The sequence below is a fragment of the Acidovorax sp. LjRoot129 genome, from assembly GCF_964253765.1.
In the GTDB taxonomy this organism is placed as follows: domain Bacteria; phylum Pseudomonadota; class Gammaproteobacteria; order Burkholderiales; family Burkholderiaceae_C; genus Acidovorax.
The window spans coordinates 2,808,679-2,824,095 of the sequence record NZ_CAXUSE020000001.1; the positions used below are offsets into that span (position 1 = coordinate 2,808,679).

The 15,417-nt window shown below is 65.0% G+C and carries 14 protein-coding genes; 8 read left to right on the forward strand and 6 right to left on the reverse strand.

Features of this window, described 5'->3' with window-relative positions; translation table 11 throughout:
- Positions 1-49: 49 nt before the first annotated feature.
- Positions 50-988 carry a LysR family transcriptional regulator gene (locus ACSQ3Q_RS12845; protein WP_436134758.1) on the forward strand — a complete coding sequence of 313 codons (939 nt, stop codon included), beginning with the start codon at positions 50-52 and terminating at the stop codon, positions 986-988.
- 64 nt (positions 989-1,052) lie between these two features.
- Here ACSQ3Q_RS12845 and ACSQ3Q_RS12850 read toward each other — a convergent pair whose 3' ends face one another.
- Positions 1,053-1,964, reverse strand: coding sequence for an amino acid ABC transporter substrate-binding protein (locus ACSQ3Q_RS12850; protein WP_436134759.1), 912 nt, complete (start codon positions 1,962-1,964; stop codon positions 1,053-1,055).
- Between the two features lie 9 nt (positions 1,965-1,973).
- On the reverse strand, positions 1,974-2,429 hold the full coding sequence (locus ACSQ3Q_RS12855; protein WP_436134760.1) for a VOC family protein: 456 nt from the start codon (positions 2,427-2,429) through the stop codon (positions 1,974-1,976).
- A 418-nt stretch (positions 2,430-2,847) separates the two neighbouring features.
- On the opposite strand from ACSQ3Q_RS12855, the gene ACSQ3Q_RS12860 reads away from it, so the two are divergent.
- Positions 2,848-4,677, forward strand: coding sequence for an ABC transporter ATP-binding protein (locus ACSQ3Q_RS12860; RefSeq protein ID WP_436134761.1), 1,830 nt, complete (start codon positions 2,848-2,850; stop codon positions 4,675-4,677).
- Positions 4,678-4,888: 211 nt separating this feature from the next.
- The gene (locus ACSQ3Q_RS12865; protein WP_436134762.1) at positions 4,889-5,215 is read left to right on the forward strand and encodes an EthD family reductase; all 327 of its coding nucleotides are present in this window, start codon (positions 4,889-4,891) and stop codon (positions 5,213-5,215) included.
- 46 nt (positions 5,216-5,261) lie between these two features.
- On the opposite strand, the gene ACSQ3Q_RS12870 is transcribed toward ACSQ3Q_RS12865, so the two are convergent.
- Positions 5,262-7,307: a tetratricopeptide repeat protein gene (locus ACSQ3Q_RS12870; RefSeq protein ID WP_436134763.1), complete on the reverse strand. Its 2,046-nt coding sequence runs from the start codon at positions 7,305-7,307 to the stop codon at positions 5,262-5,264.
- Positions 7,308-7,541: 234 nt separating this feature from the next.
- Here ACSQ3Q_RS12870 and ACSQ3Q_RS12875 point away from each other — a divergent pair, with 234 nt between their 5' ends.
- A complete protein-coding gene (locus tag ACSQ3Q_RS12875; RefSeq protein WP_436134764.1) occupies positions 7,542-7,820 on the forward strand; it encodes a helix-turn-helix domain-containing protein in 279 nt (92 codons plus the stop codon).
- Positions 7,821-7,895: 75 nt separating this feature from the next.
- Here ACSQ3Q_RS12875 and ACSQ3Q_RS12880 read toward each other — a convergent pair whose 3' ends face one another.
- Positions 7,896-8,891 carry a Bug family tripartite tricarboxylate transporter substrate binding protein gene (locus ACSQ3Q_RS12880; RefSeq protein WP_436134765.1) on the reverse strand — a complete coding sequence of 332 codons (996 nt, stop codon included), beginning with the start codon at positions 8,889-8,891 and terminating at the stop codon, positions 7,896-7,898.
- Between the two features lie 58 nt (positions 8,892-8,949).
- The gene (locus ACSQ3Q_RS12885; protein ID WP_436134766.1) at positions 8,950-10,047 is read right to left on the reverse strand and encodes a lactonase family protein; all 1,098 of its coding nucleotides are present in this window, start codon (positions 10,045-10,047) and stop codon (positions 8,950-8,952) included.
- 367 nt (positions 10,048-10,414) lie between these two features.
- On the opposite strand from ACSQ3Q_RS12885, the gene ACSQ3Q_RS12890 reads away from it, so the two are divergent.
- The 4 genes from ACSQ3Q_RS12890 to ACSQ3Q_RS12905 all read left to right on the forward strand — a co-directional run bounded on the left by ACSQ3Q_RS12890 (position 10,415) and on the right by ACSQ3Q_RS12905 (position 14,039).
- Positions 10,415-11,386 carry a Bug family tripartite tricarboxylate transporter substrate binding protein gene (locus ACSQ3Q_RS12890; protein ID WP_436134767.1) on the forward strand — a complete coding sequence of 324 codons (972 nt, stop codon included), beginning with the start codon at positions 10,415-10,417 and terminating at the stop codon, positions 11,384-11,386.
- A gap of 101 nt (positions 11,387-11,487) precedes the next feature.
- Complete coding sequence (kdgD, locus tag ACSQ3Q_RS12895; protein ID WP_436134768.1) at positions 11,488-12,399, forward strand: 5-dehydro-4-deoxyglucarate dehydratase; 912 nt, start codon at positions 11,488-11,490, stop codon at positions 12,397-12,399.
- A gap of 148 nt (positions 12,400-12,547) precedes the next feature.
- Positions 12,548-13,015: a nuclear transport factor 2 family protein gene (locus ACSQ3Q_RS12900; protein ID WP_436134769.1), complete on the forward strand. Its 468-nt coding sequence runs from the start codon at positions 12,548-12,550 to the stop codon at positions 13,013-13,015.
- A 64-nt stretch (positions 13,016-13,079) separates the two neighbouring features.
- Positions 13,080-14,039: a 2-hydroxyacid dehydrogenase gene (locus tag ACSQ3Q_RS12905; protein ID WP_436134770.1), complete on the forward strand. Its 960-nt coding sequence runs from the start codon at positions 13,080-13,082 to the stop codon at positions 14,037-14,039.
- A gap of 87 nt (positions 14,040-14,126) precedes the next feature.
- On the opposite strand, the gene ACSQ3Q_RS12910 is transcribed toward ACSQ3Q_RS12905, so the two are convergent.
- Positions 14,127-15,416 carry a M20/M25/M40 family metallo-hydrolase gene (locus ACSQ3Q_RS12910; RefSeq protein ID WP_436134771.1) on the reverse strand — a complete coding sequence of 430 codons (1,290 nt, stop codon included), beginning with the start codon at positions 15,414-15,416 and terminating at the stop codon, positions 14,127-14,129.
- Position 15,417 lies beyond the last annotated feature (1 nt).

Below are 15,417 nucleotides of genomic sequence, written 5' to 3' on the forward strand. Positions count from 1 at the left end.
CAGGTCACGCCAGGGCCGGGCGCTAGGGAAGGATTGATCGGATAGACCCATGCTCAGCGAACTGAAGACCTTTATCGCCGTCTGCCGCCATGGCACCTTTGCCGCAGCCGGCGATCGCATCGGCCTCTCGCAATCGGCAGTCAGCAGCCAGATCAAGCGACTGGAGGAGACGCTGGGATTTGAACTGTTCGACCGCACCGGCCGCTCTGCCACTCTCAATGCGGCCGGACAGGCCACGTTGGTGCGTGCCGAGGAGATCCACGCCCTGTACGCCAAGCTGGCGGAACTGCCGAGTGAGGGAATCGCGACTGGCCTGCTGCGCATCGGCGCCATCGCTTCGGTTCAGCCCACCTTGCTCGCCCGGGCTTTGGCGTTATTGCGCGGTGAACATCCGCAGCTGCGTGTGCATGTGGTGCCGGGCGTCTCCATGAAGCTCATGGACGAGCTTGATGCAGGGAAGATCGACGCGGCCGTCATCATTCGCCCGCCGTTTGGGATGCTGCCGGACCTCACCTGGCAATCTCTGATTCGCGAGCCCTTCGTGCTGTTGGTGGCGGCGGACGTAAAGGGCACAGACTGGCGCGCGCTGGTGCAGGATCAGCCTTTCCTGCGGTACGAGCGCACGTCTTTTGGTGGGCGGATGGTGGAGAGGTTTTTGCGCCATGAAGGCCTGGCCGTCCACGACGCCGTCGAGGCGGATGAGATACCTGCGTTGATCCACATGGTGGCCAAGGGACTGGGTGTAGCGCTAGTGCCCCTGGTGGAGGCACACCAGCCCCTGCCCCCCAATGTGCGCGTGCTGACCCTGGGCGCGAAAACCTTCTACCGCGAGATCGGTCTGCTGCAGCGCCGTCCACGCGCCAGTACGCCCGCAGTAGCTCTTTTTTCCGAATGCCTTCGGCAAGCCGCCGAGGTGCAGACGCAAGCCCCAGGGACAGGGCGGGCACCCCCACTGCGCAAGAAAACCGGGCGCCGTGCCCGGTCGTGAAACCTGCGATTCGGCACCGCTGCCCAGGATGTGCAACGTCGAGGGAGACCGCATTCCCTGCACATCAGCGCGGGGCGTAATCCTCCATCGGCTTGTCGGAAGGATTGGCCCAGGCGGCCTTGGTCTGGGCATTGGCGGGCAGTCCTACTTTGATGCCCTGGGGCGGTATGGGCTGCATGAACCACTTGTCGTACAGGCGCGAAACTTCTCCACTTTTGGCGAGCGCGATCACGCTTTTGTCGACGACAGCCTTGAAAGCAGGATCGTCCTTGGGAATCATGATGGCGATGGGCTCCACGCTGAGAACGGGTTCAAGGATCTTGTATTGCGCGGGCTCGCGACTGCGGGAGATCAGCGTCGCGAGGATCTGGCCATCGGCGACAAACGCGTCCGCACGACCCGTCTCCAGCAGCAGAAATCCTTCGCTGTTGTCCTTGCCCAGCAGCTCCGTTACTTTCCCCCCTGCATCCTTTCCAATCTTGCGCACCGCCTGTACGGCCGTGCTACCGGTCGTTGCGGCCACCGTCTTGCCTTCGAGCTGGGAGGTCCCGGCAATGGGTGAAGACGCCTTGACTGCAATACGGACCCCCTCGACAAACAGCGTCGGCGCAAAGGCAACATCCTGCTGACGCGCCGCGTTGTTGGTGGTGGTGCCGCACTCCAGATGCACAGTGCCGTTGCGCACCAATGCAATGCGGTTTTGTGGGGTCACCAACTGGTACGTCACGTTGAGCTTGTCGAGCTTGGCGGCGGCCTTGATATCGGCCGCAATGCGCTCGCAAATCTCCACATGGAAGCCCGTGTACTGGCCTGGTCCTAGCGTGAAAGACATGGCGCCTGACGCGTCACGAACGCCGATCACCAGCTTCCCTGATTCCTTGATGGACTTGAGAGTATCGACCTGGGCAGCCGCGTTCCCCATGCTCAGAACCAGAGCGACAGCGGATGCGAGTGCGTGAATGCGGGGGAGTTGCATGGTGCCTCCTTATTTAGCGAACAGGGAGCCCAGGTCCGCGAAGGACTTCATCTCCACCGCGTTGCCCGATGGATCCAGGAAGAACATGGTCGCCTGCTCGCCGGGCTCTCCCTTGAACCGGATGTACGGCTTGATAACGAAATCGGTGCCGCGTGCTGTCAGCTTGTCCGCCATGGCTTGCCAAAGGTCCATGGGCACGACCGCACCGAAGTGCCGCACTGGAACGTCGTGGCCATCCACCGCGCTATGGCTCCGATGCCCGCATTCGTCAGGCGCCAAATGCGCAACGATCTGGTGCCCGAAGAAATTGAAATCAATCCACGCGTCCGAGCTGCGGCCTTCCGGGCAACCGAGCAGTTCTCCATAAAATGCCCGCGCCTCCGCCAGGTCGCGGACTGGAAACGCTAGGTGAAAAGGGATGGGGGACGAGAGGTGGCTGGCTTGGGAGAGGATCGCGGAAGTCATGGGAATGTCTGTTGAAGCGTTGATGACGATCAAACTGTAGGCAAACAGAAACACAAATAAAAACGATAAATATCGTTGCTGAGCATCAACATAAGTGATGAGTCGAGTTCTTTCGCCCGCAAAGAGAGTGCTTCCCAGCGAAGTGCCGCGCTCAACGTCTGGCGTGCCGCCCAAAGAAGCGATCCCGATCTTCTTGCCACGCTAGCCGACAGGGCGCACGGGGTGAACTCGCGTCAGTTCGTCAGCAGAATGACAGCGCGTCAAAACCCGCAAAAGATGACGTCAGCGACTGAGCATGGAAACACCACCGCAGGCAGGGGGCCGGCGGGTTCACCTACAGAAGCCGCGGTCAAGCCCACCGCTGACAGACCCTCAACGTTCCCGCCCCCTACCATCGGGTAAAGAGGAGCCTTGCTACGTGTTCAAGTTTTTCGAAAGCCGACTTCCCGCCTACCCCCCCGCCGAACCCCACCTGCCCCCGAAGGACTTCATGGCCTTTGTGTGGGACGGCACGCGTGGCCTGCGCGGCTACGTGGTCGCCATGGCGGCGCTCTCCGCAGCCATCGCGGTGTTCGAGGCCCTGTTGTTTGCGGTGCTGGGCCGTGTCATTGACTGGCTCTCTACCGTGGCGCCTGCCGCGCTGTGGGCCGAGCGCAAGGGCTCCATCGTGGCCGTCGTGGCGCTGCTGCTGGGCTCATTGCTGCTGGTGTCGGTGCAGACCTGCATCAAGCACCAGGTGCTGGCCATCAACTTTCCGCTGCGCCTGCGCTGGAACTTTCACCGTCTGATGCTCGGCCAGAGCATGGCGTTTTATGCCGACGAGTTTGCCGGCCGCATCACCACCAAGATCATGCAGACGGCGCTGGCGGTGCGCGACATGATCTTCACCACCACCGACGTGGTGATCGGCATGGGTATCTACCTCGTCACCATCCTGGTGTTGCTCGCCGGGTTTGATGCGCGGCTGATCGTGCCGTTTGCGGTGTGGATCGTGGCCTACGGCCTGGCGTGCTGGTACTTTGTGCCGCGCCTGGGCAAGGTCGGCAAGGCGCAGGCCGATGCGCGTTCGGTGATGACCGGGCGCATCACCGACGCCTACACCAACATCGCCACCGTCAAGCTCTTCTCGCACACGCGGCGCGAGTCCGAATTCGCGCGCGCCGCCATGGATGCTTTCAAGCTCACCGGCTACGCGCAGATGCGGCTGGTGAGCCGGTTCGAGATCGTGAACCAGATGCTGGTGGTGGGCATGATCCTGGGCGCCTGCGGCACCGCGCTGTGGCTCTGGTCGCTGGGCGAGGTGGGCGCAGGCGCTGTGGCCGCCGTCATTGCAATGACGCTGCGGGTCTCGGGCCATGCCCACTGGGTGATGTGGGAGATGACCACGCTGTTCGAGAGCGTGGGCACCATCCAGGACGGCATCAACACGCTGACGAAGCCCCGCACCGTGGTCGACGCCCCAGACGCGCAGCCACTGCACGTCACGCAGGGCGAGGTGCGTTTTGAGAACGTGAGCTTTGCCTACGGCAACGGACGTCCGTTCATCGACCAGCTGAATCTCACCATCCGCGCGGGCGAAAAGATCGGCCTCATCGGCCGTTCGGGCGCGGGCAAGTCCACGCTGGTCAACCTGCTGCTGCGTTTTCATGACGTGCGCTCAGGCCGGGTACTGATCGACGGACAGGACATTGCCCACGTCACGCAAGACAGCCTGCGCCGCAACATCGGCATGGTGACGCAAGACACCTCGCTGCTGCACCGCTCGATGCGTGACAACATCCTGTACGGTCGGCCCGACGCGACCGAGGAAGAAATGCACGCCGCCGCGCGCCGCGCCGAGGCTTCGGAGTTCATCGACAACCTGAGCGATCTGCAGGGCCGGTCCGGCTACGACGCGCAGGTGGGCGAGCGGGGCGTCAAGCTCTCGGGCGGGCAGCGCCAGCGCGTGGCGATTGCGCGCGTGATGCTCAAGGACGCGCCCATCCTGCTGCTCGACGAGGCCACCAGCGCGCTCGACTCCGAGGTCGAAGCTGCCATCCAGCGCAGCCTGGACAGTCTCATGCAGGGCAAGACCGTGATCGCCATTGCGCACCGGCTGTCGACCATCGCGGCCATGGACCGGCTGATCGTGCTGGACGCCGGTGCCATCGTGGAGGAAGGCACGCATGCGCAGCTGCTGGCGCAGGGCGGCGTGTACGCGCGGCTGTGGGGGCACCAGAGCGGTGGATTTCTGGGCGAAGAAGAGTAACCCCCTGAGGAGGGGCATCAGTCTTACGGCCGCGCGTCTTGCAGGGAACACTGCGCTACCGCCTGACCGAACTCTCACTGTGGTGGCAGCTATGAGTACGCCCCTTGCTCCGTTGAGGTGTCGCGCAGGAGGCTGCAGGCGCAGGCTGTGCGCGCTTACCGTGCGGACCCATGGCGGCCATCGCGGCGGCCCTTTATTGGAGACACCCTGCATGATCAAGATCACGGCCCTGTACCGCTGGCGCGAGGGCGCCACGTTCGACCACGACTACTACCACGGTGAGCACATGCGCATTGCCCGCGCCGCGCTGCAGCCGCTCGGCCTGGTGCGGCTGGAGAGCGACCGCGTGCTCTACCCCGGCGAGCCGCGCCCCGGCCAGGTGGTGGCGCTGACGAATGCGTTCTTTGCAGACCTGAAGCAGGCCCAGTCCGCCGCCAGGCAGACCGCGGCCGAGCTGACGGCCGACATCCCCAACTACACCAACATCCAGCCCGAGTCGTACATCGCGCAGATGCTGGGGCACGAGGTCGCGGCCTGATTGCCATCCGCTAGCGGCTGCGGAAGCGTGGAGGATGGATCGTCCGTCAGTCCCGCTCGCGCATCGCCTTGAACAGCAAGCCCAGGCACACCGCCATGCCCACCAACGGGACGGCCGCCAGCACCGCCACCACAGCCCGCGCAACGGGCGACCAGTCGAAGTCGCGCGCGGTGCGCCAGGCGCCGTACGCGGCCACCAGCCCCAGGATGAACATGCCCATGCGAAAGCTCGAACCGGGCTTGACGAAAGCAATCAGCAGCACCGCGTTGGCAACACCAACGGCCAGCGCGACGTGGCCGAGGTGCAGCGAGAAAGAGGTTTGAGAAGTCGCGCGGCTGCGCACTGGGGCGCGGTCATCGTCTTCGATGCCGCTGTCCTGGTCGTCATTCTTGTTGACCGGGTTGCGCGATCGCACAGCGGCTGGGCTCTTTGGGGCCGGCGCTGTGGGCGCTGTGGCCTGCGCTGCGCCCCCGGCCCTGCCCCATTCCGATGCGGAAATTCCGGCTGCTGCTACCCCGGCCGCCATCCCCACCGTGGTTGCAGCTGCGTCCCGCCCTCCCACCCTGATCTCCAGCCCGCGCTGCTGCAGCACGGCGCGCAACCGGCCCGGCTCGCGCAGGGCCGACACCAGTGCGCGCAACGGGCACTGCTCTGCCGGCGCAATGCGCAGGTCGTCCGCGCGCAGCGTGGCGCCCCGTGTGTTTGCCAACATGAAAAGCGCCTTGGCTACCAACGCGTCCTTGGGGCCACCCGCGCCGTCTTCGATAAAAACGGCCAGGTTGTACGTCGCGTTGCCGTGGCCGGCTTCGGCCGCCTGCGCGTACCAGGCGCGGGCCTCGGCCGGGTTCACCGGGCTGCCGTGCCGGCCGTGGTGGCAGGCCAAGCCCATCTCGTAGGCGGCTTCGGGGTGGCCTTCGCGCGCGTACCAGCCCACCAGGTCGCGGCGGATGGAGCCTGTCCACACCATGGGCCCGCCCGCCGAGTCTGGCGACCCGCGGGTGGGCGCTAGCGGCGCCAGGCTGAGGCCCCCCGGCGAGCCGCCCTCTTGCGCCTGCTGCTGCTTCTTTTCCTCTTGCTGCCGCTGCACCAGCGCGGCGGCGCTCCACTTGGCGGCCTCTTCGGCGTTCACTGCGCCACCCCAGCCCCGCTCGTACATCACCGCCAGCAGGCGCTTGGCCGGCTCGTAGTCCCAGTCGGCGGCGCGCTGGGCCCAGTAGCGGGCGCTTTCGTAGTTGGGCACTTCCCAGCCGGTGACCGCCTCCAGGGCGTGTTCATACGCCGCGATTTCGTGGCCCTGCGTGGCGGCGGCCTCCAGGCCGTCAGCAGCTTCAATACGTTTGCGGCTGTACAGCGCCATTTGCGAAAACTGGACAAAGGCGTCGTCCACGGCCTTGCGTTCGCTGTCGATGATCTGCAGCAGCAGCTCGCCCGATGCCGACTTCAACCGCGCCATCAAGGTCTGAATGCGGCCCTTGGCCTCGTCCGGAAACCTGTCATAAAAGCCCTGGGCATCAAGCTTTTTCTGCGCGTCGGGCGCCCCCATCAGTTGCAGCACTGCCGCCAGGTCAAAGTGCCGGCGCTGGCCCAGGGTGCCAAACCGCAGCGCGCGGCCCATGGCGTAGATGGCGTGCGGGTTGCCGCGCGCGGCGTGGCGGCGGTACTCGGTCCAGGCTGCGGCGTCGTCGCCCGCCTTGCGCGCACGCACTGCGCGCTCCACCTGCAGGTCGGGCTCCTCGGGCACGTCGCCATTGCCCAGGTAGTGCACGCCGCTTTGCGGGTCGTACAGGTTCAGGCCCAGCAGGGTGGCCTGCTCCCAAGCGTGGTCGAACGCTGCGGCCACGTGGTCGGAATGCATGTTGATGCCAAAGCCCAGCGTGGGGTCATCGGTAACGCCGTCTTCGCTCCCGTCGAGCCAGACCTCCATGGTTTCAGGGTAGCGCGCGTGCATTGCCCGGCCCCAGACGAGAAACTTCGGGTTCTGGACCCCTGGCGAGCCGTCGAACACGCGCTCAAATTGCGCATCGGCTTCGGCCTTGGTGGCGGGCCAGGGCCAGTCGGCCGGTTTCTCCCAGAGCTGCAGCGTGTAACTCATTCCATCCCCCAAGATGCGGCATCTTTTTTATGTCTGGAGATTCTAGGACTGGCTATGGGACCTTTGCCGGCTTGCCCAGCCGGGCGCGCGCGGCGCCACCAGCATGACACGCGAGCACTCTTGCGGCGAGAATTTGAATAAAAATAGGCCCTAGCGCTTATTCCTATTGCACTTATTGCTACATATTTAGTAGCAATTCAATTTCAACCCGTTTTTTTAACACTCGAACATCCCATGACCGCCCTCACCCCCATCCCCCTCGAGATGCCCATCCCCACGGGCGATCAGCTCAAGGCAGCGCGTGTTGCCGCCGGGCTCAGCCAGGCGCAGGCGGCGGAGCTGATGGGTTACCCGCTGCAGACGGGCAGCCGGGGCGGTGTGCAGTCGCGCACCTGGCAGGCGCTGGAGAGCACGAGCGACGAGCGCAACATGCAAGGGCCGGTGTTTGCGATGTTTCTGTTGCTCACGGGGCAGCATCTGGGGTTCGTGCTGACCCCACGTGCGCAAGGCTGACAGTGACGCGGCAGCCAAAAAAAAAGCGGGACAGCCCGCAAAGGCCATCCCGCCAAATCCCTGACAAAGGAAAACTTATTCAGCCTTGATGTTGGCCGCCTTGATCACTTGCGCCCACTTCTCCACTTCGGCTTTCTGGAAGGCGGAAATCTGCGCCGTGTTCATGTCGGCCGGCTCCATGCCAAAGCCCTTCAGGCGGTTTTGCATGTCGGGCTGGGCGAGGATCTTGCGGATCTCGTCATGCAGGCGCGTGACCACCGGCGTGGGCGTGTTGGCCGGCACAAAAATCGCCTGCCACGACTGCACCTGGAAGTCGGCCAGGCCGTTCACGCCGGACTCGGCCACCGTGGCCACATCGGGCATGGAGGCCAGGCGCTTGGGCGAGGTGACGGCAATGGCGCGCAGCTTGCCGCTCTGGATGTGCGGTGCAGCGACCACGGTGGTGTCGAACATCATGTCCACCTGGCCGCTGATCACGTCCTGGATGGCGGGACCGCTGCCTTTGTACGGAATGTGCGTGAACTTCACGCCCGACTTGTAGGCCAGCAGTTCCACGGCCAGATGCTGCGAGCTGCCGGTACCTGCCGATGCAGAAGACAGGCCGCCGTCCTTCTTGGCCTGGGCCGCAGCCAGCACGTCCTTGAGGGTCTTGTGCGGGCTGTTGGCAGCCACCACCAGCACCACGGGGTTGGTGCCGATCAGCGTGACGGGTGTGAAGGACTTGATGGGGTCGTAGCCCAGCTTGGGGTACAGGCTGATGTTGATGGCGTGCGAGCTCACGGTGCCGCCCAGCAGCGTGTAGCCATCGGGTGCGGCGCGCGCTGCGGCTTCGGACCCAATGCTGCCGGCCGCGCCACCCTTGTTCTCGACCACCACGGTGGTTCCCAGGGCGGTGCCCAGCTGCTGGCCGATCAGGCGGCCGAGCGTGTCGGTGGTGCCGCCAGCGGCAAACGGCACCACGTAGCTGATGGGCTTGCCCGTGGGCCAGGTGCCCTGCGCGGCGGCTGGCAGGCCAATGAAGCCCACGGCGGCGGCAAGGACCGCTGTGTGGATGAGGGTTCTGCGTTGCATGGGGTGTCTCCTGGGAATAAATGTTTGTGAGGGAAGTAGGAAGCGGGAGCGCATAGATTCAAGGCAGGTCCACGATCTCGATCCAGTTGGGGTTCTTGCCCGCGGGCACGCGTGTGGGGGTACCCAGGATGCCGGTGGCGGGGTCGATGGGGTGCAACGAAACTTGGTGGGACTCCTGCCCCGCCGCGATCAGGAAGCGGCCCGACGAATCCACTGCAAAACCGCGCGGAGATTTTTCAGTCGGCACCTGGCCCAGGGGCTGCAGCTGGCCCGTGGCCGCATCGACGCGGAAGCTGCTGAGCGTGCTGGAGGTGCGTTCGGACGCGTACAACGTGCGGCCGTCGGGCGACAGGTGGATGTCGGCCGCCCAGGGCTTGCCGGTAAAGCCGGCCGGCAACGCTGTGGTGCGCTGCACCGCGCGCAGCGTGCCGCGCGTTGCGTCATAAGCCATCACGTGGACGGAGGCGTCCAGTTCGTTCAGCAAATAAACAAAGCGCTGCCCCTTATCCCACACGAAATGGCGCGGTCCCGATTTTTCGGGCGTCACTGCGGTGAGTGCGGGCTCGTTGGCAGAGAGCTTGCCGGTCTCGGCATCGAAGCGCCAGGCTGACAGGTTGTCGCCGCCCAGGCTGGTGGCAAACACATTGCGGTTGGTGGCATCGGCATGGATGGCGTGCGCGTTGGGCGCCGTGGGGATGAGCTGCTGCACGGCGCCCACGGCCCCATCCTTGCCAATGCTGTTGACTGTAATCTTGTGGCCCGGGTAAGACGCCGCAAACAGCCAGCGCCCCGTGGCATCGGTATCGATATTGGCCATGCTGTCGGCCAGCGGCGCCTCGCCCAGCTTGCGCAGCTTGCCGCTGGCGGGGTCGATCGCCAGGCTCACCACCCGAAACGGCTGCGAGCGCAGTGCCACGTACAGCACCTTCTTGTCTGGGCTGACCGCCATGGGCATCGCCATGCCGCCCAGCGCGGTGGTGTCCACCGGCTTGAGCGCCGCAGCGTTTCGATCGAGCTCGAACACCGACACGTCCTGGCTGTCGGCGTTGGAGACATACACCCAGGTGGCCGCCCACGCGCCGGGTGTGGCCAGCGCCGCGGCGACTGCCAGTGCGAGTTGTGCGGCCCTGCGGCGGGCATGCGGTACAGCGTTCATTTGGCTCCCCTTTTTTTTTGATGGCGGGCCCGCGGCCAGTGGCTGGTCTGCGGGATATCTGGTTGTTGTCTTTGGCACCGCGCACTGGGTAGCGGAGCGTCATACCGCCGACTGGAGATATGTTGTCATACAACTAGAGCGACATTGTGGCGCGACCGGCACTGCTCTGTACAAAGGGATTACCCGAGGTTTTTTCGGATCTCTAAAATTTGATTTCCCCTCTGTGGAGATGACTAGATCAGCGCAAAAAACTCAGTGATTACCCTAATTTTTTGGCCGTATCGAAGCCTTTTTCAACGCCTTGGTTGATTTCCTCCCGCCTTAGTTGTACGATGACTAACAACAAGTTTAGCAACGGAGACATTCCATGACCTTGAACCGCCGCGCCATCCTGCTGGCCTGCACCGCCGCCCTGGCAGCCGCCTCTGCCACCGCCCAGACCGCCGAGTGGCCTGCCAAGACGCTGCGCATCGTTGTGCCTTACCCGCCCGGCGGCAGCTCGGACATCATTGCGCGCTCGATCAGCCAGTCGCTGTCTGAGGCGCTCAAGCAGTCGGTCATCGTCGAAAACAAGCCCGGCGCCAACGGCAACCTGGGTGCCGACTTTGTGGCCAAGGCCGAGCCGGACGGCTACACCATGCTGCTGTGCGACGTGGGAGCGCTGGCCATCAGCCCCTCGGTCTACACCAAGCTGTCGTTCGACCCGTCCAAGGATCTGCGTGGCGTGACCATGCTGGCCTACTCGCCCCACCTGCTGGTGGTGCACCCCTCCGTGCCGGTGAACAACCTCAAGGAGCTGGTGGCGTATTCGAAGAAGAACGACCTGAACTTTGCCGTCACCGCCACCGGCAGCGCCCCGCACGTGGCCGGCGTGGCGCTGGAGCGCGCCGCCGGTGCGCGCTGGCAGTACATCCCCTACAAGGGCGGCGTCACCGCCATCCAGGACACCGTGGCCGGCCAGACCCAGATCCTCATGAACGGCATGCTGGCCACCCTGCCCCACGTGCAGAGCGGCAAGCTCAAGGTGCTGGGCGTGTCCAAGGCCACCCGCATGCCGCTGATCGGCGACGTGCCCACCATCGCCGAACAGGGCGTGACCGGCTTCGAGTCAGGCACCTGGCAGGGCATTTTGCTGCCACGCGGCACGCCGGATGCCGTGGTGCAAAAGCTCAACAAGGCGCTCATCACCGCCATTCGCGCACCCGAAATCCGCTCGCGCCTGGCCGGCCAGGGCGCCGAAGTGGTGACCATGACCCCCGCCGAACAAGACCAGTTCTTCGCCAAGGAGCGCGCCCGCTGGGCGAGCGTGGTGAAGGCCGCCAACATCAAGCTCGACTAAAGAGCGTGTGAAAGAGCCCGGCCTGCCTGCTCGGACCAGCCGGATTCACGCCCCCCACCAAGCCGCCCGCCTGTTCTACTTTTTTTCAGCCCTGAACTCACATGAACCCGCAAGAACTCAAAACCATCATGGGCTCCGGCCTGCTCTCGTTCCCCATCACGGACTTCGACGAGCAGGGCGAATTCCGCCCCAAGACCTACCTTGAGCGCCTGGAGTGGCTGGCCCCCTACGGTGCCAGCGCCCTGTTTGCCGCTGGTGGCACGGGCGAATACTTCTCGCTGTCCGGCCCCGAGTACGGCCAGGTCATCAAGACCGCCGTGGACACCTGCCGCGGCAAGGTGCCGATCATTGCCGGCGCCGGTGGCCCCACCCGCACCGCCATCGCCCATGCCCAGGAAGCCGAGCGCCTGGGCGCCCACGGCATCCTGCTGCTGCCGCACTACCTGACCGAAGCCGGCCAGGAAGGCCTGATCGAGCATGTGGCCGCGGTCTGCAAGAGCGTGAAGTTTGGCGTGATCGTCTACAACCGCGACCGCACCAAGCTCACGGCCGAATCGCTGGCCATCCTGGCCGATCGCTGCCCGAACCTGGTGGGGTTCAAGGACGGCGTCGGCAACATCGAGACCATGTCTTCCATCTACATGAAGATGGGCGACCGCTTCTCGTACCTGGGCGGCCTGCCCACGGCCGAGGTGTATGCAGCGGCCTACAAGGCGCTGGGCACACCGGTGTACTCGTCGGCGGTGTTCAACTTCATCCCCAAGACGGCGATGGAGTTCTACAAGGCGGTGGCCAGCGACGATATCGCGACCCAGCACAAGCTGCTCAAGGAGTTCTTCATGCCGTATCTGGCCATCCGCAACCGGGTGGAAGGCTATGGCGTGAGCATCATCAAGGCAGGCGCCAAGATCGTGGGCCATGACGGCGGCCCCGTGCGCGCGCCACTGACGGACCTGAAGCCCAACGAGGTGGAAGAGCTCCGGGCGCTGATCGCCAAGCTGGGCCCGCAGTAAGCCCATGCAAGGGCCTGGTTCACCAGGCCCTTTTTTCATGCTCTTTTCAGTTTTTTGATCGCGATGCGCCTGGCCGTGCACGGTCGCACCGCGCAGCACTGGCACGCCCCTTTCCCTTCATCCAACACACAACAAGGAGACAAAGAGAATGTTCAAACAACTCGTCATTGCCGCTGCCACCGTGGTAGCCCTCGCCGCCTTCTCGGGCTGCGCCAGCAACGCCCCTGCAGGCGCCTCGTCGTCGGCCTCGTCCGAGCAAGCCGTGGCCGCCGCCGCTGAGCGCCTGCGCCTGGCGATGATCGACCCCACGCCCGCAGCGCTCGCCCCGCTAGTGGCCGACGACCTGAGCTACGGTCACTCGGGCGGCCGTGTGGACACCAAGGACAGCTTCATCGGTGACCTGGTCGCAGGCAAGTCCGATTTCGTGACCATCGCGATCTCGGACCAGACCATCAAGGTCGTGGGCAACACCGCCATCGTGCGCCACACGCTCACGGCAGACACCAACGACTCGGGCAAGCCCGGCAAGGTACAGATCAAGATCCTGGGCGTGTGGCAGCAGCAAAGCGGCAGCTGGAAGCTGCTGGCCCGCCAGGCTGTGCGCGTCGCTGCTTAAGCAATCCCCCGTCGGGGCCGCCGCGTGCGGCCCTTTTTCTTTTGAGCCCTGCGCGCCGCCTGCCATGTCCACCACCCCAAAGCCCTGCATCCTGCAAATTGGCCGCCTGCCCCTTCCTGCGCTGGAGGCCGAACTGGCCGCCCGGTACAGCGTCACCAGCCTTGCAGACCAGGCCGATCCCGTGGCCTTTCTTGCGGCACGGGGCGCCGAGTTCAACGCAGTGGTCACCACGGCATCCATTGGCCTTACGGGCGAGGTCATTGCCGCCCTGCCCCACCTGCAGGTCATCAGCAGCTTTGGCGTGGGTTTTGACGCGCTGGACGTCGATGCCGCCAAGGCGCGTGGTGTTCAGGTGGGCTACACGCCTGGCGTACTCAACGATTGTGTGGCCGACATGGCCTTTGCGCTGATGCTGGACGTATCGCGCGGCATTGCCGCCAGCGACCGTTTTGTGCGGCGCAGCGAGTGGCCGCAAGGGCGTTTTGCGCTGGGCAGCCGGGTGTCGGGCAAGCGCCTGGGCATCGTTGGCATGGGCCGCATCGGCCAGGCTGTGGCCGAGCGGGCGATCGGATTCCGCATGGAGGTGGGTTACCACAACCGCCGCCCCGCGCCCGATGCGGCGCTGCCGTATTTCGAGTCGCTGGTCGCGCTGGCGCGCTGGGCGGATTACCTGGTGCTCACCGTCGCTGGCGGCCCCGCGACGCGCCACATGGTGGACCGCCCGGTGCTCGACGCCCTGGGCCCCGAGGGCTTTCTCATCAACGTGGCGCGCGGCAGCGTAGTGGATGAAGCTGCGCTGATCGACGCCTTGGCAGAACGCCGTATCGCCGGCGCCGGGCTGGACGTCTTTGAAGAGGAGCCCCGCGTGCCCGCCGCGCTGATCGCGCTCGACAACGTGGTGCTCACGCCGCATACCGCCAGCGCCACCCATGAGACCCGCCGGGCAATGGCGGACCTGGTGCTGGAGAACCTGGAATCGTTCTTTGCGACCGGGGCTGTGCGCGTGCCCGTGCCGGGGACCTGAACTGAAGCGCCAGACTCTGCGGCCGCGCACCTCGCGGGCCGCGTGCCCTCTTCAGTAAAAGGCAAAAGGCGCAACCCGCCTCAGCGGTTACTTCAGCTTGTCGCGCGAGATGTCCATGATCATGCGCGTGGCCAGGTACAGCCGCGGCACGATGGTGTTGATCTGCACGTACTCGGCGTCGTTGGAATGCGCCCCATAGCCCGACAGGCCCATGCCCTCCACGACAGCGCCCTTGGTCTTGAGCGCCGCAAAGGCAGCATCGGTGCCGCCGCCCGTGGCCTTTTCGACCACGTTGAGCGGCAGGCCCAGCTCCTGGTAAATGACCTTGCCGTAGCCCGCCACGCGGCGTGATGCGTCACTGGCCTCCAGCGGCGGGCGGCGCACTTCGAACTTCACGTCCACCTTGGACGCGGGCAGCAACCTGGTCTTGATCTTCTCTTGCAGCGCCTTCTCCAGCCCATCAAAGTCCGCCACCTTCAGGGCACGCGCATCGGCCTGGGCCGTGGCCTCCGCCGGAATCACGTTGCGGTTGGTGCCGGATTTCGAGACGGTCCAGTTGAGCTTGAGGCCCTCGTCGTTCTTCGACAGATCCTTCATCTGCAGCAGCTGGTGCGACAGCTCGTACAGCGCGTTCACGCCATCTTCGGGCTTGGCGCCCGCGTGCGAGGCCTTGCCCTGCACGGTGATGTAGGCCGCGCCAATGCCGCTGGTGGCCAGGCGCAGCGTGCCATCGGTGCCGCCGCCTTCAAACGACAAGACTACGTCCTGCTCGGCGGCCACACGGGTGATGGTGCTGCGCCAGCCGGGCGAGCTGATTTCCTCGTCGCCATTGATCAGCACGGTGAGCGTGCCGTAGTCCTTGAAGCCGAGCTTTTGCAGCATGGCCACGGTGTGGATGATGAGCGCGATGCCCTGCTTGTCGTCGGAAATTCCCAAGCCGTAGGCTTTGTCCCCGTCGATGCGGAAAGGCTGGGCCTTGAGCATGCCCTTCAGGTACACCGTATCCATGTGCGCGATCAGCATGATCTTCTTGCTGCCCGTGCCCTTGAACACGGCCTGCACCGCAGGGCCCACCTTCTCGGGCGTGTCGTCCAGGCGGTAGATGTCGTTGGTCTGCATCACCTCCACCGCGCCACCCAGTTGCTTGAGCTGGCCCGCGATGCGCTCGGCTATCTGGTTCAGGCCCTCGATGTCCTTGCTGCCCGACTCGATGTGCACTAGGTCACGCAGCGTGTCGAGCAACGGCAGCTGCTGCGACTGGGCCAGGGCATGCACGTCGGCCACAGGTGCGGCCTGCGCCAGGGTGGCGCAAAAAGCCAAGGCGAGCGAGGCGATGAGCGGGCGGAATGTTGACGGAGCAGTGGGCAGGTAGTGCATG